General features: G+C 63.4%; 16 protein-coding genes. 12 read left to right on the top strand and 4 right to left on the bottom strand.

The features are described 5' to 3' along the window. Positions 1 to 73: 73 nt before the first annotated feature. Together rpoN and asnS are read right to left on the bottom strand one after the other, a co-directional pair. Positions 74 to 1,492, bottom strand: coding sequence for an RNA polymerase factor sigma-54 (rpoN, locus tag C8267_RS02785; RefSeq protein WP_087360986.1), 1,419 nt, complete (start codon positions 1,490 to 1,492; stop codon positions 74 to 76). A gap of 139 nt (positions 1,493 to 1,631) precedes the next feature. Beyond that, positions 1,632 to 3,020, bottom strand: coding sequence for an asparagine--tRNA ligase (gene asnS / locus C8267_RS02790; RefSeq protein ID WP_087360988.1), 1,389 nt, complete (start codon positions 3,018 to 3,020; stop codon positions 1,632 to 1,634). 113 nt (positions 3,021 to 3,133) lie between these two features. On the opposite strand from asnS, the gene C8267_RS02795 reads away from it, so the two are divergent. The 9 genes from C8267_RS02795 (at position 3,134) to C8267_RS02835 (ending at position 13,803) form a co-directional block, all read left to right on the top strand. Next, on the top strand, positions 3,134 to 4,441 hold the full coding sequence (locus tag C8267_RS02795) for a glycoside hydrolase family 2 TIM barrel-domain containing protein (RefSeq protein ID WP_106633547.1): 1,308 nt from the start codon (positions 3,134 to 3,136) through the stop codon (positions 4,439 to 4,441). Between the two features lie 78 nt (positions 4,442 to 4,519). Beyond that, entirely contained in the window at positions 4,520 to 4,993 is a 474-nt protein-coding gene (gene rlmH / locus C8267_RS02800; protein ID WP_087360992.1) for a 23S rRNA (pseudouridine(1915)-N(3))-methyltransferase RlmH, read from the top strand. After that, entirely contained in the window at positions 4,993 to 5,586 is a 594-nt protein-coding gene (locus tag C8267_RS02805; RefSeq protein ID WP_317046017.1) for a helix-turn-helix transcriptional regulator, read from the top strand. The genes rlmH and C8267_RS02805 overlap by 1 nt, the downstream gene beginning before the upstream one ends. A 91-nt stretch (positions 5,587 to 5,677) precedes the next feature. Beyond that, positions 5,678 to 7,999 (top strand): TonB-dependent receptor, encoded by a 2,322-nt coding sequence (locus tag C8267_RS02810; protein WP_234025664.1) that lies wholly within the window; start codon positions 5,678 to 5,680, stop codon positions 7,997 to 7,999. A 31-nt stretch (positions 8,000 to 8,030) separates the two neighbouring features. Then, positions 8,031 to 8,474, top strand: a complete 444-nt coding sequence (locus C8267_RS02815; protein ID WP_106633549.1) for a hypothetical protein — start codon at positions 8,031 to 8,033, stop codon at positions 8,472 to 8,474. Between the two features lie 53 nt (positions 8,475 to 8,527). Beyond that, entirely contained in the window at positions 8,528 to 9,076 is a 549-nt protein-coding gene (locus C8267_RS02820; RefSeq protein ID WP_106633550.1) for a hypothetical protein, read from the top strand. 23 nt (positions 9,077 to 9,099) lie between these two features. Then, a complete protein-coding gene (gene nadC / locus C8267_RS02825) occupies positions 9,100 to 9,954 on the top strand; it encodes a carboxylating nicotinate-nucleotide diphosphorylase (protein WP_106633551.1) in 855 nt (284 codons plus the stop codon). A 497-nt stretch (positions 9,955 to 10,451) separates the two neighbouring features. Next, a complete protein-coding gene (locus C8267_RS02830; protein WP_106633552.1) occupies positions 10,452 to 12,422 on the top strand; it encodes an LTA synthase family protein in 1,971 nt (656 codons plus the stop codon). Next, complete coding sequence (locus C8267_RS02835; RefSeq protein WP_106633553.1) at positions 12,415 to 13,803, top strand: GNAT family N-acetyltransferase; 1,389 nt, start codon at positions 12,415 to 12,417, stop codon at positions 13,801 to 13,803. The genes C8267_RS02830 and C8267_RS02835 overlap by 8 nt, the downstream gene beginning before the upstream one ends. Positions 13,804 to 13,998: 195 nt before the next feature. On the opposite strand, the gene terL is transcribed toward C8267_RS02835, so the two are convergent. Both terL and C8267_RS02845 read right to left on the bottom strand, forming a co-directional pair. Continuing rightward, positions 13,999 to 15,426, bottom strand: coding sequence for a phage terminase large subunit (gene terL / locus C8267_RS02840; RefSeq protein WP_106633554.1), 1,428 nt, complete (start codon positions 15,424 to 15,426; stop codon positions 13,999 to 14,001). A 293-nt stretch (positions 15,427 to 15,719) separates the two neighbouring features. Continuing rightward, entirely contained in the window at positions 15,720 to 16,007 is a 288-nt protein-coding gene (locus C8267_RS02845; protein ID WP_106633555.1) for a hypothetical protein, read from the bottom strand. Positions 16,008 to 16,158: 151 nt separating this feature from the next. Between C8267_RS02845 and C8267_RS02850 the strand changes: the two genes are divergently transcribed. The 3 genes from C8267_RS02850 to C8267_RS02860 all read left to right on the top strand — a co-directional run bounded on the left by C8267_RS02850 (position 16,159) and on the right by C8267_RS02860 (position 21,006). Beyond that, entirely contained in the window at positions 16,159 to 16,830 is a 672-nt protein-coding gene (locus C8267_RS02850; RefSeq protein ID WP_087361012.1) for an XRE family transcriptional regulator, read from the top strand. A gap of 338 nt (positions 16,831 to 17,168) precedes the next feature. Continuing rightward, positions 17,169 to 18,932, top strand: a complete 1,764-nt coding sequence (locus tag C8267_RS02855; RefSeq protein WP_158699673.1) for an InlB B-repeat-containing protein — start codon at positions 17,169 to 17,171, stop codon at positions 18,930 to 18,932. A 226-nt stretch (positions 18,933 to 19,158) separates the two neighbouring features. After that, positions 19,159 to 21,006 (top strand): 2-oxoacid:acceptor oxidoreductase subunit alpha, encoded by a 1,848-nt coding sequence (locus C8267_RS02860; RefSeq protein WP_106633557.1) that lies wholly within the window; start codon positions 19,159 to 19,161, stop codon positions 21,004 to 21,006.

A 21,006-nucleotide genomic window follows, 5' to 3' on the forward strand; every position in this document is an offset into this window, starting at 1 on the left:
GTTACAAATTTTACAAACGCGCGGTGCCGAAGCCGTTGCTCCGCACTTCGGCCGGAGCGACGGTCCGCGCAGCCTATATCTGTTTGCGCAGCCGTGCGACGGGGATGTTGAGCATCTCGCGGTATTTGGCCACCGTACGGCGGGCGATGCGGTATCCCTTCGAATTGAGGATATCCATCAGCGTCTCGTCGGTCAGCGGGTGACGCTTGTCCTCCTCGTCGATGCACTGCTGGAGGATGTTCTTGATTTCGTAGCTCGAAACCTCCTCGCCGCTCTCGGTCTGCATCGCCTCCGAGAAGAGCGACTTGAGCAGGATGATGCCAAACTGCGTCTGGACATACTTGCTGTTGACCACGCGCGAGATGGTCGAGACGTCGAGCCCCGTGCGGTCGGCAATATCCTTGAGAATCATCGGCCGCAGCTTCGACTTGTCGCCATCCTTGAAGTACTCCTTCTGGTAGTCGAGTATGGTCTGCATCGTCCGCATGAGCGTATCGTGGCGCTGCTTGATGGCCGAGATGAACCACTTGGCCGAGTCGATTTTGCTCTTGACGAACTGCAGCGCCTCGCGGTCCTCTGCCTTGACCGTGCCGTCGGGGGCCACCATGTCGCGGAGCATCTCCGCATAGCGGCGGTTGATGCGCACCTCGGGGATGTTGCTCGAGTTGAGCGAGAGGTCGAAGCGCCCGTCGTGGTAGTCGAGGATGAAGTCCGGAACGATGTAGGGGGTCGTATCGGTTCCCCCCTCGGCGTAGAGGTTGCCCGGCTTGGGGGTCAGGCGGCGGATTTCGGCGATGGCATCGCGGAACTCCTCCTCGCTCACCTGCAGGCGGGAAATCAGCTTCTCGTAGTGCTTCTTGACGAACTCGTCGAAGTAGTCGGTCAGGATGCGGCGGGCAAGACGGCGCGCCGGCGTATTCATCGGCAGCTGCCCCATCTGCAGCAGCAGGCACTCGCGCAGGTTGCGGGCGCCGATGCCGGCGGGCTCCAGGTCGTGGATGACGTCGAGCAGCCGTTCGAGCTCCTCCGCCGTGGTCTCGATGCCCAGCGTGAAAGCAATGTCGTCGGCGATGGCATCCAGCTCCCGACGCAGGTAGCCGTCCTCGTCGATGCTCCCCACCAGGTAGGTGGCCAGCTTCATCTCCCGCTCCGAGAGGTTGCGGTAGCCGAGCTGCTCGACCAGGTACTCCTGCAGCGAGCGTCCCTCGGAGAGAATCACCGGACGCTGCTTGTCGTCCTTCGAATAGTTGTTGATGCGGCTCTTGTAGGAGGGCGTCTCGTCCTCGCGCAGGTATTCGTCGACCGAAATCTGCTGGGGCTCCTCCTCTTCGGGCGTACGTTCGTCCTCCTCCAGCACGATGTTGTTCTCGATTTCCTGCTTGATGCGCTGCTCGAGCTGCATGGCGGGAAGCTCCAGCAGCTTGATGGTCTGAATCTGCTGGGGCGAGAGCTTCTGCTGAAGCGAAAGGACCTGTTTCTGTGTTATTGCCATATCGAATCCAAATTAAGAATCAGCTTCTCATTTGGCTCCTTCATTTTCGGGTTTGTTCGGGTCTCACGGTTCGGGTCTGCACCCCGAAATCAAGCCGCGCGCGGCCGAAGCCCCGCCGGCAGGCTCAGCACGGAAACAATCAGAAATCGGCGTGCTGCGGCGTACGCGGGAAGGGCTGCACGTCGCGGATGTTGGTCATGCCCGTGACGAAGAGCAGCAGGCGGTCGAAGCCCAGACCGAAGCCCGAGTGAGGTGCCGAGCCCCAGCGGCGCGTGTCGAGGTACCACCACAGCTCGCGCTCGTTCATGCCCAGCTCCTTGACGCGGCGGTTGAGCTTCTCGTAGTCGGCCTCACGCTCCGAGCCGCCGATAATCTCGCCGATGCCCGGGAAGAGGACGTCCATGGCGCGCACCGTCTTGCCGTCGTCGTTCTGCTTCATGTAGAAGGCCTTGATGTCCTTCGGGTAGTTAATCAGGATGACCGGACGCTTGAAGTGCTCCTCGACCAGGTAGCGCTCGTGCTCCGACTGCAGGTCGCAGCCCCAGTCGCACGGGAATTCGAACTTGCGGCCCGAAGCCTTCAGAATCTCGATGCCCTCGGTGTAGTCCAGACGCTTGAAGTCGTTGTGGAGCACGAAACGGAGCCGGTCGAGCAGCCCCTTGTCCCACATCTTGTTCATGAACTCGAGGTCCTCCATGCAGTGGTCCAGCGCATACTGGATGAGGTACTTGAGGAAGTCCTCGGCCAGTTCCATGTTGTCCTCCAGGTCGTAAAAGGCGGCCTCGGGCTCAATCATCCAGAACTCCGAGGCGTGGCGCGGCGTGTTGGAGTTCTCGGCGCGGAACGTGGGGCCGAAGGTGTAGATGCGGCCCAGCGAGAGGGCGCCCAGCTCGCCTTCGAGCTGACCCGAGACGGTCAGGTTGCACGACTTGCCGAAGAAGTCCTTCGTATAGTCCACCTTGCCATCCTCCGTGCGGGGCGGATTGGCGATGTCGAGCGTCGTCACCTGGAACATCGCACCGGCACCCTCGCAGTCCGAAGCGGTGATGATGGGGGTGTGGAAGTAGTAGAATCCGTGGCTGTTGAAGTACTCGTGGATGGCGTAGGCCATGGCGTGGCGGATGCGCAGTACGGCGCCGAAGGTGTTGGTGCGCGGACGCAGGTAGGCGATGTCGCGCAGGAACTCGAGCGAGTGGCCCTTCTTCTGGAGCGGGTAGGTATCGGGGTCGGCCGTGCCGTATATCTCGATTTTCGAGGCCTGCACCTCGACGCCCTGACCCGAGCCGGGCGAGGCGACCAGACGGCCGTCCACACGGATGCAGGCGCCCGTGGTGATGGGCTTGAGCTCCTCGTCGGAGAATTTCGCAAGGTCAACCACCACCTGGATGTTCGACAGACACGAGCCGTCGTTCATGGCGATGAAGGCCACGTTCTTGTTGCCGCGCTTGGTGCGCACCCAACCCTTGACGACCACGTCCGTATCGACGGCTGCCGCCTTGAGTATTTCAGCGATTCTCTGTGTTTTCATATCGTGATTCTGTTGTTTTTCGTTTGCTTTTCGAATTGACAAAGGTATCGATTATTTGTGATTTCTCAAAATAAAAAGTACCTTTGTCCGCATCTGACATCATCCGAACCGAAATGAAGCAGACGATACTTCTTCTTGCCGCCCTCTGCTGCACGGGAGCCCTCCAGGCCCAGCAGGCGGGGCGCATCTACCGCACCGAGGTCATCCCCTACGACACGCGCCACGACGCCGAGGCGCGCAACCGCGCCGGAGTGGAGGCCTACCGGGAGTTCAAGCCCCGGATGCTCGTCTCCGAGGGCGAGGTGCTCATCGCCGGCCAGAGCCTCGAGATTCCCTACGCCTGGACCGACGGCAACGTCTACCTCCACATCGAAAATGCGGGGCGGCCCTACCGCCTGACGCTCAACGGCGAAGAGGTGGCCCTCTGCGCCGACCCCGTCACGCCGGCCGAGTACGCCCTGACACCCTACATCCGCGAAGGAGAGAACTCGCTGCTGCTCGAACTGGACAACACCGGGCGGTCGGCCATCGATCCCGAGGCGACGCCCCGCGAGCCCTTTGCCGGGAGCTACCTCTACATGCAGAACAAGCGCTCGATTCGCGACTTCACCATCTCGCTCGAACCCGACCCCGAGGGGCGCGACTTCGGCGTGCTGCGGCTCGACATCGTGGCCCAGAACTCCTACAACTACGACGAGCCGGTGACCGTCGGCTACGACATCTACTCGCCCCAGGGCAAGCTGCTCGAGTTCAACATGACCGAGGTGACCATCCCCGGCCGCTCGACCGACACCGTGCGCTTCGACCCCTACATCTACGGCACCTTCGCCAACAAGTGGGAGGGCGGCGCCAAAAGCGTCCCGCTCTACAAGGTGATGCTCTTCACGCGGCGCGACGGCGTCTACAAGGAGTACATGCCGATGAAAATCGGCTTCGGCAAGACGGAGCTGCGCGACGGCAAGCTGATGCGGCTGGGCAAGGAGCTCACGCTCAAGCGCGTGCGCTGCAATGCCGGGACCGACCCCACCGCGACGCGCCGCGAACTGCTCCGCCTGAAGGGGCAGGGCTACAACACCGTCTGCCCCGACTGTCCGCAGCCGGCGTGGTTCTACGCCCTGTGCGACGAGACGGGGCTCTACGTCATCGACCGCGCCGCCATCTCGGCACCCGAGCGGCGCGGGGACCGCACCGTCGGAGGGACGCCGTCGAACGACCCGCGGCTGGCCGACGAGTACCTCGAACGGGTGAAGGCGATGTACTACCGCTCGCGCAACTTCACCTGCGTGGTGGCCTTTGCGCTGGGCGCCCCCTCGGGCAACGGCTACAACATGTACAAGGCCTACGAGTGGCTCAAGTCGGTCGAGAAGTCGCGTCCGGTCATCTACGAGGATGCCGACGGCGAGTGGAACAGCGACCTCTGAGGCCGGCTGCCGTCACACCGTCACACCGTCACACCGTCACACTGCCACACTGCCACCCCACATCCGAAAATTCGAAAAGTGACCATCGAACTCATAGTCATCGGCAAGACCGATTCGAAGGAGGTCGCCGCGCTGGTCGAGCAGTACGCCCGGCGCATCGACTTCTACTGCCGCTTCCGCTTCACGGTGCTGCCCGACGTGCGCAACACGCGCAGCCTCTCCGAGAAGCAGCAGCGCACGGCCGAGGGTGAGGCCATCCTCCGTCAGCTGACCGAGGGCGACTACGTGGCGCTGCTCGACGAGCACGGCACCGAATACCGCTCGGTGGAGTTCGCCGCATGGCTCCAGAAGCGGATGAACAGCGGCATGAAGCGGCTCGTGCTGGTCATCGGCGGTCCCTACGGCTTCTCGGAGGCGGTCTACGCGCGGGCCGATGCGCGCCTGTCGCTCTCGAAGATGACCTTCTCGCACCAGATTGTGCGGGCGCTCTTCGCCGAACAGCTCTACCGCGCCTTCACCATCCTCAACAACGAACCCTACCACCACGAATAATGATGGAGCGCCGCCCCGCCATAGCCGTCATCGCCCCCAGCATTCTCACGGCGCTGGGCATGAAGTCGATTCTCGAGAAAATCATCCCGATGGCCGAGGTCGAGGTCTTCAACGACGTGCATGCGCTCGAGGAGAGCGGCATGGAGCGCTACTTCCACTTCTTCACCGCCGCGCCGCTCTTCGTGCGCCACAGCGCCCTCTTCCGCCCCTACCGCCGGCGGGTGATTCTGCTCGCCGGAGGGTCGGTTCCCCCCGAGCTGGCCGACATGCGCCGCCTGAACATCCTCCGCAGCGAGGAGGAGCTCGTGCGCGACATCATGCACATGCACCGCAGCGTCCACCACGACGCCCACGACCCGGCGCCCGACGCCTCCGCCGCACAGGGGCCCGTGCTCTCGGCCCGCGAGGCGGAGGTGCTGGCCCTCATCGCCCGCGGACACATCAACAAGGAGATTGCCCAGCGGCTCGGCATCGGGCTGACGACGGTCATCTCGCACCGCCGCAACCTGATGGAGAAGCTCGGCATCCGCTCCGTCTCGGGGCTGACGCTCTACGCCGTCACGCGGGGCTATGTCGAGGCCGACGAACTCTGAGCGGAGCGCTCACGGGGCCGCTCCTCATAAATTAGGATTGCATTTTCGCGCGAAAAGCCCTTACTTTGCACCCGATTCGAACCATGCACCCGTGAAACCGCGCCTGCGCCACATCCCGCTTCTGCTGCTTTCGGCCATTGCCGCCGCCCTCCCGGCGGAGGGGCTTCGTGCACTGCCGCGGCCCCGCGACAAGGCCGCGACCGAAGAGAGCGACCTGCTCGCCGACACGGTGATTCAAGTCGACCGCGTCCAGGTGACGGCCATCAAGCAGGGGCTCATGCTGCGCAGCGAGCCCGTCGCCTCGTCGATTCTGGGCGAGCGGATGCTCGAACGGCGCCACGTCGACGCCCTGAAGGATGCCTCGCTCATCGTCCCCAACCTCCACATCCCCGACTACGGCTCGCGCATGACCTCGTCGATTTACGTCCGCGGCCTCGGCGCCCGCATCGACCAGCCCGTCATGGGGCTCAACGTCGACAACGTCCCGGTACTCAACAAGGACAACTACGATACGGAGCTGGCCGACATCGAGCGCATCGAGGTGCTGCGCGGCCCGCAGTCGACCCTCTACGGCCGCAACACGATGGGGGGCGTAATCAACGTCTACACGCTCTCGCCGCTCACCTACGAGGGCATCCGCCTCGGCATGGAGTACGGCAGCGGCAACACCCTCAAGCTGCGCGCGGCGGCCTATCAGAAGCTGCGCGAAGGGCTGGGGCTCTCCGTGACGGGCTACTACAGCCACAGCGACGGCCTCTTCGAGAACCGCTCGACGGGCAAGCTGTGCGACTGGGAGCGCAACGCCGGCGGACGGTGGCGCCTGCAGTGGCGCAGCGGCTCGCGCTGGCAGATTGACAACACCTTCGCCGTCTCGGTGCTCCGCCAGGGAGGCTATCCCTACGCCTACGTCGGCGAAGAGATTAAGGTCGACGGCCAGAGCGTCATCCGCCCGGGCGAAATCAGCTACAACGACCCCTCGTCCTACCGCCGCACGCTGCTGAGCGACGGACTGACCGTCCGCTACGAGGGCGAACGCTTCACGCTCGCCTCGATTACGAGCTACCAGTACTCCGACGACGAGATGATACTCGACCAGGACTTCCTGCCCCTCTCCTACTTCACGCTGCGGCAGGCCCGCACGGAGCACACGCTGACCGAGGACATCGTCATCCGCAAGCGGGGCAAGGGAAACTACCGCTGGCTGTTCGGCGCCTTCGGATTCTACCGCCACGGGGTGATGGACGCCCCCGTGAGGTTCAAGCAGTATGGAATCGACGAACTGATTCTCAAGCATATCAACCAGGTGAATCCCGACTATGTCGACGTCTGGGACGACGACAACTTCATGCTGGGGAGCACCTTCCGCATGCCGACGCTCGGCGCCGCACTCTACCACGAGTCGGAGTACCGCACGGGGCGCTGGCGCTTCACGGCGGGGCTGCGCTTCGACTACGAGCACGCCACGCTGCGCTACCGCAACTTTACCGACACGGGGTGCAAGACCTACCGGACCGACGAGGAGGGCAACCGCGAGCTGGTGGCCACCACGCCGATTAAAATCGACACGCGGGGCACGCTGCGCGACCTCTTCACCGAACTGCTGCCCAAGGTGACGGTCACCTACTCCTTCGACGAGAACCGCAACCTCTACCTCTCGGTCGCCAAGGGCTACAAGGCCGGCGGCTTCAACACGCAGATGTTCTCCGACGTGCTGCAGCAGCAAATCATGAAGGAGTACTTCCACGTCGGCACGCAGTACGACATCCGCAAGGTGGTGGGCTACGACCCCGAGTACAGCTGGAACTACGAGGTCGGGGGCCACTTCTCCTGCCTCGAGGGTGCCATACGGGGCGACTTCGCCCTCTTCTGGATTGACTGCCGCGACCAGCAGCTGACCGTCTTCCCCGAGGGAAGCACCACGGGGCGCATGATGACCAATGCCGGCCGCACGCGCAGCCTCGGCGCCGAGGTGGCCCTGCAGGCGGTGCCCCACCGCAACGTGGAGCTCAACGTCGCCTACGGATACACCGACGCCCGCTTCGTGGAGTACAACAACGGCATCGAGGACTACGCCGGGAAGCGCATCCCCTACGCCCCGGAGCACACCTTCTCGGCCCTCGCCTCGTGGGAGATTCCCGTCGGCCTGCGCTGGCTCGAGCGCATCGTCCTGCAGGCCGACCTGCGCGGCACGGGACCGATTGCCTGGAACGAGCAGAACTCGCTCCGGCAGTCGTTCTACCTGCTGACGGGAGCCTCGGTGCGCTTCGAGCAGCGCCACTTCTCGCTCGACCTCTGGGGCCGCAACCTCGCCGATACGCGCTACGACGTCTTCTACTTCCGCTCCATCGGCAACGACTTCGTGCAGCGGGGACGTCCGCGCACCTTCGGCATAACGCTCAACATCAACCTTTAGAAAAGACTAATCCAAACACATTCAGACAACGATGAAAAAACTGTTTGCACTCCTTGCCTGCCTCTTCGTGGCAGCCGCCTGCAACACGGAGGACGAAATCTCGTTCAAGACCCAAATCGGCTACCGGGGAACCCTCGACATGCATCTGCTGGCCGACCCCTCGCAGAGCTACACCTACGAGAACGTCTCGTTCGAGCTGAAGAGCTCGACGGAGGACAACACGCTGACGCTGTGGATTTACGACATGCAGTTCCCGGGCATGCCGATGGCCATCGACATGACGCTGCCGGGCATCGGCTACACCTCGTCGGGCGATACGGCCACCCTCTCGGCCGACGAAGTAGTCCCCTACTACGGCGAACGCCCGATGGAGGAGCGCAAAATCACCGCGCTGCGCGGCACGGCAACCGCCGAGCGGCTCACGCTCACCTTCGAGTGCATGGGCTACAGCCTCAGCTACACGGGCACCAAGTAGCCGCCGGGCGCTCCGTATCAACACAAACACCAACCCCCATCATTACGACAACCATGTTTGCAACCATCTTCAAACGACTGCTGCTTCTGACCGGTGCACTCACCATGCTGGCCTCCTGCAGCGACGACGACTCGGGGCTTCCCTACGGATATGTCTATCTGGGCGGGAACCCCTATCTGGAGGAGGGACACCTGACGGGAACCAACCTCCACTTCTACGGCACGACGACGGTCCGCGACACGCAGAGCGGCGAGAGCTACACCAACCGGGAGGGATACATCGAACTGGCCGGGCTCTACGACTTCACGCTCTACCTCCACCGCTTCCGCCTCGAGGCCGGAACATGGGGCAGCGAGATGCGGCTCCGCAACGTCGGATACACCCCCACGGGCGACCGCTCGCTCAGCTTTGCGCTGGAGGAGGCCATTCCCGAGGTGCTACAGCCCAACGAGGTGGGCGGCGGGGCCACCTACCGTCCCGACGAGGAGCTCCGCATCACGCAGTTCGAGGGGCGTATCGACGACATCGACTGCCGCATGAGCTTCACCGTGGCCGGACGCTGGCAGGTTGCCTACGAAGGACGCCTGATTGGACCGAAATAAATATTTTTTCGTACCTTTGCCGCATGAAACCCGAATACATACCTTTCGTCAAGGAGCTCATCGAGCTCTGCATCAAAGAAGACATCGGCGACGGTGACCACACGTCGCTCTGCTGCATCCCGGCCGACGCGCACGGACGCATGCGCCTGCTCTGCAAGCAGGAGGGCGTCATCGCCGGCATCGAGGTGGCCCAAATGGTGTTCAACCGGCTCGACCCCGAGATGCGGTTCGAGCAGAAGCTCAACGACGGTGACCACGTCCAGCCGGGCGATGTCGCCTTCTACGTCTCCGGCCGCGTGCGCTCGCTGCTTCAGGCCGAGCGCATCGTGCTCAACATCATGCAGCGCATGAGCGGCGTGGCAACCCAGACGGCCTTCTACGTGAAGCACCTCGAGGGGCTGCACACCCGCATTCTCGACACGCGCAAGACCACGCCGGGCATGCGCGTGCTGGACAAGATGGCCGTCAAGCTGGGCGGCGGCGAGAACCACCGCATGGGGCTCTTCGACATGATTCTGCTCAAGGACAACCACATCGACTTCGCCGGCGGCATCCGGAAGGCCATCCACGGCGCCCGCGAATACCTGCGCGCCAAGGGCAAGCAGCTCCCCATCGAGTGCGAGGTGCGCTCGCTGGAGGATATCGACGAGGTCTTTGCCGCCGGAGGCGTCGACCGCATCATGTTCGACAACTTCACCCCCGAGATGACACGCAAGGCGGTTGAAAAGGTGGCGGGCCGCTGCGAGACGGAGTCGAGCGGAGGCATCACCCTCGAGACGATGCGCGCCTATGCCGAGTGCGGCGTGGACTTCATCTCGGTTGGGGCGCTGACCCACCAAATCAAGTCGCTCGACATGTCGCTCAAGGCGTGCGAATAGCCGCCCGGCAGACATCCGACCCTGACATCCGAAAAAGAGACGACCGACGGCCGCCGTCACCGACTCCATGAGCCGAGGACGGCGGCCGTTCGCATCGGATGGGTGGGCTGAAGTAGAAAAATGCAGCTGCGCACACCAAAATCCGGACGGACGCATCAAGCAGGACGCACGAAACCGCACACACGAAGCCGGGTGCATGAAGCACCGACCGGAGCGGCGAAGGACCGGCTTCCGCGCCGTGGCCCCTACGAAGTGGTCCGGAAGTACAAATTGGTCCGGCCCTGCTACCGAAAGCGGTCGAAAAGCCCGCTGCAAGCGGATGCTGCGCCTATTTTTCGGACAAAAGAGGCGGCTGCGGAGTTGCACCATCCGCCGAAACCATTAAATTTGCAGCCGGAAGCCGACCCGGGCCCGCTGCGGAAGGGAGTCCGGCCTGCTTCCCGCCCGAGGGGCGCCCGACGCCCGCCCGGGCAACCATACACCCAAATCCAACGCCCGTGAAACGACTGCTCCATACCCCGCTTTTCCTGCTTCTCTGGCGCATCGTGCTGCTCTATGTGGTGCTGATGCTCTGCCGCATGGTCTTCTACCTCTACAACTACGAACTGCTGGGCGCGCTCTCGTGGCACGAGGCGGGACAGCTCCTGCAGGGGGCGCTGAAGTTCGACACGGCCTCGATTGTCTACGCCGAGGGGCTCTTCATCCTCCTCTCGCTGCTGCCCCTTCCACGCCGTCTGCGCGAGCGGGGCTGGTGGCGCAACCTGCGCTACGGCTACTACTTGGCGGTGGGTGCGCTGCTGGTGGTAGCGGTCAACATGGCCGACTGCGTCTACTTCCGCTACACGCAGAAGCGCTTCACGGCCGAGGAGCTCTTCTTCGCCGACAACGACAACTCGGCGCAGCTGGTCGTGAAGTTTCTGGGTGAGAACTGGTACCTGGCGCTCGTCGCCGCGGGCCTCATCGCCCTGCTTGCATGGGGCTACCGCCGCAAGGCGCGCGAAGAGAGCCTGCTGCGCGACGGCTGGAGCTACTATGCGGGCGGCACGCTGCTGCTGGCCCTCGGCGCGGCGCTCTCCATCGCCGGCATGCGCGGCGGCATGACCCGCATGACGCGTCCCATCACCCTCTCCAACGCCACGCTCTACACCCCCGACAGCGGCAAGGCCAACCTCATCCTGAGCAACCCCTTCTGCATCCTCCGCACGGTGGGCAGCAGCGCGAAGGTCTCCTACCGCAAGTACTACGCCGCGGAGGAGCTCGACAGCCTCTTCACACCGCTCCACATGCCCGCCGACTCGGCGGCCGTCGACCTCTCGGGACGCAACGTGGTGCTCTTCGTCATGGAGAGCATGTCGGCCGAGCACTCGGCCTACCTCATGCCCGAGCTCTACGCCGGCCGTGCGGAGCAGGGCTTCACCCCCTTCCTCGATTCGCTCATGCGCGAGGGGTTGTGCTTCGAGCGCTTCTATGCCAACGGCACCCGCTCCATCCAGGCGCTCCCCTCGGTGCTGGGAAGCATTCCCTCGTTCAAGACCCCCTTCGTGCTGATGCCCCAGGCGCTGGGCCGCAGCCGCCAGCTGCCCGCCATGCTCTCCGACCGGGGCTACGAGACGCTCTTCTTCTGCGGCTCGGAGCACGGTTCGATGGGCTTCGGGGCCTACGCCCGCTCGGCCGGCGTCGAGCGGCTCGTCAGCCGCGAGGATTACGAGGCGGCCCACGGCAAGGGGGATTTCGACGGATACTGGGGCATCTGGGACGAGCCCTTCCTGCGCTTCACGGGCGAGGAGCTGGGCCGCACGCGCGAGCCCTTCTTCGCCACGCTCTTCACCCTCTCGTCGCACCACCCCTTCGTCGTGCCCGAAGAGTACGCCGACTCGCTTCCCGAGGGCTACACCCGCATCCACAAGGGGGTTGCCTACGACGACATGGCCTTCCGCCGCTTCTTCGAACGCTACAAGGACGAGGAGTGGTTCCGCCGCACGATTTTCGTCTTCACGGCCGACCACGTCTCCTCCGAGAAGTTCGCCGAGGAGAGCCTCGCCTTCCCCGGCAACATGCGCATCATGGGCTTCATCTACACGCCCGACGGCGCGCTGCGCGGCACCATCCGCGAGGTTGCGCAGCAGCTCGACCTCATGCCGACACTGCTCGGGCTGCTGGGCAACCGCGAGCCCTACTTCGCCTTCGGCCGCGACGTGCTCAACGAGCCGGAGCGTCCCCGCTGGTCGGTCTCCTACGGTGGAGGCAACTTCCGTGCAGTGACGGGCGACGCCACACTGCTCTTCGACGAGGAGCAGGCCACGGTCGAGCCCCGCACCGACAGCGGCTGCATCCCTTCGGCCGGCGACACGCCCGACGCCGCCGCGCTGCTGCCGCAGCTCAAGGCGCTCATTCAACAATACTACACCCGCATCGAACGCAAGGACTACACGGTCGGCGGGGACAACACGCTTCATACCGATGATTGAATTTCAACCCGTCCGGCTCGAAGACCGGGCAACCATCGAACGCTTCACGATGTCGTCCGACATCACCAACTGCGACCTCTCGTTCTCGAACATGTACTGCTGGCAGGAGGTCTACCACAGCGCATGGGCCGTGGTGGACGGCTTTCTGGTGATTCGCTTCCAGATTGACGGCGGCGAGCGGCTGGGCTACATGCAGCCCGTCGGCGAGGGCGACTGCGCCCGCATCATCCCCGCGCTGCGCGAGGATGCTCATGCCCACGGGCAGCGGCTGCGCATCGTCGGGCTCACGGACCAGGGGCGCGACATGATTCGCAACATGCACATCGGGCAGTTCGCCTTCGAGTCGGACCGTGCACTGGAGGACTACGTCTATGCGGCCGACGACCTGCGCAACCTGCCGGGGCGCCGCTACCAGCCCAAACGCAACCACATCAACCGTTTCACGGCCGAATACCCCGACTACCGCTACGAGGAGCTCACGCCCGACCGGTTCCAGGCCTGCATGGAGCTCGAACGCGAGTGGCGGCAGGTGCACGAGGGACACACCTCGGAGCTCTGCGCCGAGCAGCGGGCCATGCAGCGGGGATTCGCCCACTTCGCCGAGCTGGGCATGACGGGCGGCTGCATCTATGTGGGCGACCGCATGGTGGCCTTCACCTACGGCTCGGCCGTGAACGACCACACGTTCGACACCCATGTCGAGAAGGCCGACACGGAGTACGACGGCGCCTTCACCATCATCAACTGCCTCTTCGCCCGCCACCTGCCCGAGCGCTTCACGCTCATCAACCGCGAGGAGGACCTCGGCATCGAGGGGCTGCGCCGCGCCAAGCTCTCGTACCACCCCGTCGTCATCCAGCACAAGTATCTGGCCATCCACCTCCACCCTGACGAACTGGAGTGCAAGCGTCTCTGGACAACCTGCTTCGGCGACGAGGAGCAGTTCGTGGACTCGTTCCTCATCCGCTACTACAGCCGCCGGCGCATGCTCTGCATCGAGCGCGACGGAGGCATGGCGGCGATGCTCCACCTGCTCCCCTTTGAGAGCGAGCTGGGGCGCACGACCTACATCTACGGCGTGGCCACCGCCCCCGAACACCGGGGCGAGGGGCTTGCGACGGAGCTCATGCGCGAAGCGATGCGGCTCATCGAGGAGCGCGGCGACGATGCCGCCCTGCTCATCCCCTCGCCGGGCGAGGAGTGGCTCCGCGACTTCTACGGCCGCTTCGGCTTCGAGGGGCGCACCCCGGTGGAGTTCGTCACGAAGGACGGCTTCGACTTCGGCACGGGCAATGCGGCCGACGACCTGGCGATGGTCTGGCAGCGCCGCCCGGAGCAGCAGCGCCCCGAACGGCTCCGCTGCCTCTGGAACGGGAAGTGACGCATCCGCATGCAAAAAGCGAGGGGGTCCGGCCATAGAGGTCGGGCCTCCTCGCTTCTGTGGGGCGGCAAGCGGAACGGGACGGAACGGCTGCAGCCTGCCGGTGCCTGCGCAGGGGGTGCGACAGAAGACGGCCGCCGGGATGACGAACAGCCCCCCCCGGAGCGGAGGACCGGAACGCCGGGGAACGCAGCGCTACACGATTTTCACATAGCGCAGCCGCCCGCTGCGGCCGGTTGCCTCGCGCTCGACGAGCCCCGTCACCACGTCGGCGGCATCGTGCCAGCGGTTGGCGCGGAACTTCCGCCGGTAGGTCGTCAGGTGGGCGTAGAGCTCGGGCCAGCGCAGCGACCAGCCCCGCGGGAAGCGCACCAGATGGAGTACCGTAGCCGAATTGGAGAGGATGCGCGCCTCCTTGTTGGCGCTCTGGTGGAACCACTCGACGCGCACGCCCGGCACCCGCGCCTGCACGGCCCGGGCAAAGCCCCGGCCGCCGTTGTTGCTCTCGACGGCCGCCTCGCGCGTGTCGGAGCGGAGCAGCATCTCGGCCACAAGCTGCTCGGTCACCTCCATCGGCTCGCGTGTATAGACCGCATCGGTGACGTAAATCAGCCCGTCGACATCGACCACATAGGAGAGCGAGCAGAGGTAGTCGTCGCCCGTGTCGGCCGTGTCGGTGTAGTTGCCCCGGCGGACCACATCGCGCGGCAGCAGGTCGTATTCGGCGAAGTTTCCGCCGTAGAGCAGCCCCTCGCGCGCCGAGGGGTGGCCCTGGTACATGCACTCGAACTGCACGGGGTCGAGCCGCCGCTTGGCCTCGAGCAGCGCAACGTCGTGCTGTCCGGGCCAGAGCGCCTCGCCCGGACGCCGCGGGTCGAGTTCGGTGGGCGGCGACGACTTGAGCGCCTCGAAATTGAGGTGGAGCCACCCCTCCGGGGCCGTTCCGAAGGCCGGCGCCCCCTCCGAGCCGAGCTGCTCCCAACGCTCGAGCGGCACGACCGGCTCACGGCGCATGAGCGAGCCGATGAGGTCCTCCTCGTGCCAGCGGGTGAAGACAACCAGCTCGCGCGAGGCGTTGTGCATGCGGGTGCGGACCACCGAGGTGTACCACTCCCAGCAGTTGGCGCGGATGAGGGGCGAGTTGGCCTCGATGGCATCCTTGTAGAGGTCGTCGAGGATGAAGCAGTCGACGCGGTTGCCCGTGAGCGAGCCCTCGCGCCCGACCGAGAGCAGACCGCCGCGGCGGCCGATGATTTCCACCTCGTCGGCCGTGCGGATGTAGCTCGGAGGGCGCGTGCCGCGCTTGATAGTCGTCTCGGGGAAGAGGGCGGCATACTCCGACGATTCGAGGATGCGCTGCACGCGGCGGTTGAACTTCGAGGCCAGCGAGCCGGAATAGGAGGCGATGGCCACCCGCAGGTCGGGGTCGAGCCCCAGCAGGTAGGCCGGCAGGAGCGTCGTGGCGCCGACGCTCTTGCCGTGCTGCGGAGGCATGGTGACAATCAGTCGCGGGATGCGCCCGCGGGCAAAGGCCTCGAGCACGCGGTAGTAGACCCGATGGAAGGGCTGCAGCTCGAGAAAGGGGTAGACCTCGAGCGCAAAGTCGGTAAAGGACAAGGACATGATGTGTAGGAATTTGTGAGAAAGCGAACCGCCCGTTCGGGGCACTCCCTCCGGAGGCATCTGCGACGGACGGGGTGTCAGGACACAGACGCCGCTACGGGGAGGGGCCCCGCGGTCGGGGTTGGTACAAAAACACCGCTGCACGGGCAACGGTGTCGGGCGGGAATCCGGGTGTGCGGCGCCACGGCGAGAGATTCCCTGAGTTGAAACGTTCCGGAGGGCGGCGCCGCGCCGCAGGTGGGATGGATTCCGGAACGTGGGAGAGGCCAGCGCCTCAGAGGCGCCGCCGTGCATCAGAGCAGGTAGCGCGTCATCTCGGCAAAGGAGAAGTCGTTCAGACACTCCCCCTCGTCGCCGACGGTGTGGAACTCCCACCAGACGGGCACCAGGTCGGAAATCGGCTCGGTACGCCCCTCGGGGGCGACCTCCCGGCGGCGGTAGACAATCACCGACGCCACCAGACGGCACTCCATTCCGTCGAAAGGGAATTCGAGCGAACCCGAATAGTAGTCTCCCCCGTCGAGCGCGTCGCAGAGGCGCGCGGCCGTCTCCCGGTAAAGTTCAGGCGATACGGTATACATTTTTTATAAATGGATAATGTGGTTTTTCGGTGCGGAGTTTGCATCACCGAAATAAATTGTTTAACTTTGCAGAGGCAAAGATAGTTCAATAATTGAATGTTGATACTCAAAAATACAATTTTTTATTATAATTTTTTCCAATCGCAGAGCCATGAACGAGCGCATAAAAATGATACGAAAGGCGTTGAACATGACACAAGAACAACTGGCACAACGACTTGGCATCGGAAAGGCGGCCCTCTCGATGATTGAAACCGGAAAGACGCGTCTTTCGTCGCGAAACCGGAACATCCTGGTTCAGGAGCTGAACGTCAACCCCGAATGGCTCGAGACGGGCAAAGGCGAGATGTTCAACGCCGAGCCCGACCTGACGGCCTACATGCGCCGCACCGACTCGTCGCTGCCGCTGCAGAGCGTGCCGCTCTACTCGATTGAGGGGACGGCCGGGCTGGTGCCGCTCTTTACCGAGCACGTGCAGGCCAAGCCCGTGAACTACATCCACATCCCCAACCTGCCGAAGTGCGACGGCGCCATCTACGTGGTGGGCGACTCGATGTATCCGCTGCTCAAGAGCGGCGACATCGTGCTCTACAAGCAGCTGCACGACATCAACGATATCTTCTGGGGCGACATGTACCTGCTCTCGATTGACATCGACGGCGAGGAGTACATCACCGTCAAGTACATCCAGAAGTCGGAGCGCGAGGGATATGTCAAGCTGGTGAGCCAGAACCCCCACCACGCCGACAAGGAGGTGCGCATCGACCGCATCCGCGCCATTGCGCTGGTCAAGGCGAGCATCCGCATGAACTCCATCCGCTGACGGCAGGAGCCGTTCAGCAATCGGAGCTCCAAGGCAGTGCCCCACCCATACCGACAAAACAGAAGGCCCCCGGCCGTCGGCATTGTCCGACAGCCGGGGGCATGCCGTTCGACGGGCAACAGGCTCATGATGAGAGGAGCTGAACATCGAAAAGACGGGAAAGACGAAAAATATCCAAAACCACTTATTTTTCATCCTCCTTTGCAGTAATTATAGACCCTAATAATAATCTTTGCACCGATGTTCCGGACTGAGGGCTGACACCATGCTGCCCCGCGGAGTAGCATCAACCCCAAACATAATACATACCAGAAATTTTACACAAAAAAGGATTCGTCATGAAACACCGACTCCACTTGACCCTTGTGCTCCTGCTGTTCGTGCAAGGCCTTGCCCTTCTGCACGGCTGCAGCAACTCCGAGAGCGAAGTCCCTGGTCCTGGCGCCACCGGAAGCACCGCCGCGCAGGTGCTCAACCTTACACCCGACTTCATCACCCTTGAGGGTGTTGACAAAGATACCCACTATAAGGCAGGCTCCACCCTGACGCTGACGCTCATCCCCGGCGAAACGCTCGCCTCCGGCTTCAGCGCCACCCACATGGAGCATATCCACATCCACGTGAACGATGCCGTCTACATCCCGACATTCCCCGCAACGGGCGATGAGAACGTACAGTCGCTTACGGTCGACATCACGGTGCCCGATTCGGACTTCGAAGTAGTGGCATGCTACAGCGTCCAGCAGCAGATGGTCGACGGCGGCCACACGATGTTCCTCGAGGAGAATCCGAGCGTGAAGCTCTACGGTGTAAGCCCAGACCGCTCGTACCGCTACTTCGACTGCTACCTGCTGACGACAGACGCCTACACCATCACCGGCATCGAATTCCGCATCGGCAACGGCGAGTGGCAGCCGCTCGCCGAAACGACCGGCTGTTCGTTCACCCGCTCGGCCCTTGTCGCAAATGTCTACCAGCTGACCGTACGTCCCGACTACGCCGACGTGACGGGCGATGTCACGCTTCGCGTCAGCGGCGAGCAGCATGCCCGCCACACCATCACCTGGCAACATGCCGAGGAGAGCTACCTCGACCTCGAAAAGTCGACCCTCCCCGCGGAGTCGATTGACGGCGAGCAGGTGACCGCCGAACTGTGGGTCAAGCCGGACTACTACCTCGCATCGGCCGCCATCTCGGCCCAGGGCGTCGAACCGGAGCTCATCGAGCGGGTCTACGTCCGTTTCAAGATGCCGGCCGAGGATGTGACCGTAACACTGAACTTCGAGGAGAAGATTCCGGTCGCCTACACTCCCAGCGACCACATTACGGAGGCAACCTTCTACGATGCCGACGACATCTACTACGGCGTGCCGACCGACAAGGGCATTCCGGGCGAGAAGGTCTATCTCTTCGCCTCGGCCGAGGAGGGCTACAAGCCGATGCGGGCCCGCATCGCTTCGGGCGAGACCTTCACCTTCAAACACTACGCCTATGAGATGTACCGCGCCGCGATTCTGATTCCCGAAAGCGCCGCCGAACTCGCCGCATCGGTCGAGGTGGCCCAAGCGTACACCGTATCGACCAAGAACGACATCTCGTTCGACGATGGCACGCTCTACGCCGAGGGTGAGACGGTCTCGATGGCCATCTACGTTCCCGACGGAGAGCGCATCACCTCGGTCAAGGCGACCGACGCCGAGGGGCACGACCTGCCCGTGACGCTCAATCTGCCGTATGCAAGTTTCGTCATGCCGGCTTCGGACGTAAGCGTGGAGGTCACCTACGAGCAGATAGGCACCGGTTCGACCGTCTCGGTGATTGCCTACTACGATGCAGACACCTACGACGTATACAGTTCGACCAACTACGACTGGGACTTTGCCGAGGGCTTCACGATGGAGCGCGGCGCAACCTTCTACCTCTCGGTCTCCGACTACGAGGGTTCGAACTTCTACGTAGGGGTTAAAATCGGTGATACGGTGACCGTCTATCCGGCCGACTTCGACGACATGATGGGCGGATATTCGTTCGGCAAGGCGCTGGTGGCTGACGGCGATGTGGTCATCAAAGTTGGCGCCACGGAGGACCAGGTCGCCTTCTAAGGCACGAACGTCCCCGATGAGAAGGTCCCGCGGAAGGGGCCGCTCAGGACCTTTCTTCGTCAAAATACGGCTCCGGCCGGGTTTTCAGACCCGGCCGGAGCTCTTTTTTAGGGGTCGGAGTTACGGGTTGTCAATTTTTTTCATGGTTTGTGAATAATCTAACAATAAATTTATATATTTGTATTACAGTTTACAAAACCAAACCTAAAACCAACACCACTCAAACATGGACAGAACCAATGTGCGCGAGTTGCAGGATGTCGTCATTCGCTTTTCGGGCGATTCGGGCGACGGCATGCAGCTCACAGGCACGCTTTTCTCCGACACATCGGCGCTGTTGGGCAACGGCATCTCGACGTTCCCGGACTATCCCGCCGAAATCCGCGCCCCGCAGGGAACCGTGGCAGGCGTATCGGGTTTCCAGGTGCACTTCGCCAACCGCTCCGGACTCAACCCCGGCGACTACTGCGACGTCTTGGTCGCCATGAACCCCGCGGCGCTCAAGGCCAACCGCAAATGGCTCAAGAGAGGGGCTACGGTCATCATCGACGGAGACTCCATCACCGAGGAACATCTCAAGAAGGCCGGCTTCGCAACGCTCGACCCGCTGGCCGAACTCAAGCTCGACGAATACAACGTCGTGATTCCCGACATCACCACCATGACGCGTGAGGCGCTCAAGGATTCGGGACTCGACAACAAGGCCATTGTCAAGTGCAAGAACATGTTTGCACTGGGCATCTGCTTCTATCTGTTCAACCGCCCCGAGGACTACGCCAAGCGTTACCTCGACACGAAGTTCGCCAAGAAGAACCCCGCCATAGCCGAGGCCAACAAGCGGGCCATGGATGCCGGGTACAACTTCGCCGCCAACACCCACCAGTTCGCCAATACCTACAACGTGCCCCCCGCCCATCTGGAGAAGGGCACCTACCGCACCATCTCAGGCAACGTCGCCACGGCATGGGGCCTCTGCGCCGCCGCCGAGAAGGCCGGGCTGCCACTCTTCTGCGGCTCCTACCCCATCACCCCCGCAACGGTGATTCTCGAGGAGCTGGCCAAGCGCAAGGACCTCGGCGTGAAGACCGTGCAGGCCGAGGATGAAATCGCCGGCATCTGCACCGCCATCGGCGCCGCCTTCGCCGGCAACTTCGCCGTCACGACCACGTCGGGTCCGGGCCTTTCGCTCAAGAGCGAGGCGCTGGGTCTGGCCGTGATGACCGAGCTCCCGCTGGTGGTTGTCGACGTACAGCGCGGCGGCCCCTCGACGGGTCTGCCGACCAAGACCGAGCAGAGCGACCTGGTGCAGGCACTCTACGGCCGCAACGGCGAGTGCCCCGTAGTGGTCATGGCCGCATCGACGCCGAGCGACTGCTTCCACTTCGCCTTCGAGGCCGGCCGCATCGCCATGGAGCACATGACGCCCGTCATCCTGCTCACCGACGGCTTCATCGCCAACGGTTCGGAGCCGTGGCGCATCCCCTCGATGAAGGACTACCCGACCATCGTTCCGCCCATCGTCGACAAGGCGCCCGAGGGTGGCTTCATGCCCTACGTGCGCAACGAGAAGCTGGCCCGCGGCTGGGCATTCCCCGGCAAGGTGGGTCTGGAGCACCGTGTCGGCGGTCTGGAGAAGGACAGTGTGAAGGGCTCCATCTCGCATGACCCGGCCAACCACCAGAAGATGGTCAACACGCGCGCCGCGAAGGTGGCCAAGGTGGTCGAGGATATTCCCGACCAGACGGTGCTCGGTCCCCAGGAGGGCGAGCTGCTCGTCGTAGGCTGGGGCGGTACGCGCGGCAACCTGCAGAGCGCCGTCATGCAGCTCCAGGAGGAGGGCAAGAGTGTCTCGCTGTGCCACTTCAACTACATCAACCCGCTGCCGCGGAACGTTCGCGAAATCTTCGCCCGTTTCAAGCGCATCGTCGTCTGCGAGCTCAACGAAGGTCAGTTCGCCGGCTACCTGCGCCAGCATTTCCAGGAGTTCCACTACGACCAGTACAACAAGTGCGAGGGTCTTCCCTTCACGGTCGTCGAGCTCAAAGAGAAGTTCCACACCTTATTAGCAGAGTAA

The organism is Alistipes sp. Marseille-P5061 (assembly GCF_900290115.1).
GTDB lineage: Bacteria > Bacteroidota > Bacteroidia > Bacteroidales > Rikenellaceae > Alistipes > Alistipes excrementigallinarum.

Excerpts from the sequence above, each read along its gene's own strand:
- rpoN (WP_087360986.1), bottom strand. The coding sequence starts at position 1,492 with ATGGCAATAACACAGAAACAGGTCCTTTCGCTTCAGCAGAAGCTCTCG.
- asnS (WP_087360988.1), bottom strand. The coding sequence starts at position 3,020 with ATGAAAACACAGAGAATCGCTGAAATACTCAAGGCGGCAGCCGTCGAT.
- C8267_RS02795 (WP_106633547.1), top strand. The coding sequence starts at position 3,134 with ATGAAGCAGACGATACTTCTTCTTGCCGCCCTCTGCTGCACGGGAGCC.
- C8267_RS02805 (WP_317046017.1), top strand. The coding sequence starts at position 4,993 with ATGATGGAGCGCCGCCCCGCCATAGCCGTCATCGCCCCCAGCATTCTC.
- C8267_RS02815 (WP_106633549.1), top strand. The coding sequence starts at position 8,031 with ATGAAAAAACTGTTTGCACTCCTTGCCTGCCTCTTCGTGGCAGCCGCC.
- C8267_RS02820 (WP_106633550.1), top strand. The coding sequence starts at position 8,528 with ATGTTTGCAACCATCTTCAAACGACTGCTGCTTCTGACCGGTGCACTC.
- nadC (WP_106633551.1), top strand. The coding sequence starts at position 9,100 with ATGAAACCCGAATACATACCTTTCGTCAAGGAGCTCATCGAGCTCTGC.
- C8267_RS02835 (WP_106633553.1), top strand. The coding sequence starts at position 12,415 with ATGATTGAATTTCAACCCGTCCGGCTCGAAGACCGGGCAACCATCGAA.
- terL (WP_106633554.1), bottom strand. The coding sequence starts at position 15,426 with ATGTCCTTGTCCTTTACCGACTTTGCGCTCGAGGTCTACCCCTTTCTC.
- C8267_RS02845 (WP_106633555.1), bottom strand. The coding sequence starts at position 16,007 with ATGTATACCGTATCGCCTGAACTTTACCGGGAGACGGCCGCGCGCCTC.
- C8267_RS02850 (WP_087361012.1), top strand. The coding sequence starts at position 16,159 with ATGAACGAGCGCATAAAAATGATACGAAAGGCGTTGAACATGACACAA.
- C8267_RS02855 (WP_158699673.1), top strand. The coding sequence starts at position 17,169 with ATGAAACACCGACTCCACTTGACCCTTGTGCTCCTGCTGTTCGTGCAA.
- C8267_RS02860 (WP_106633557.1), top strand. The coding sequence starts at position 19,159 with ATGGACAGAACCAATGTGCGCGAGTTGCAGGATGTCGTCATTCGCTTT.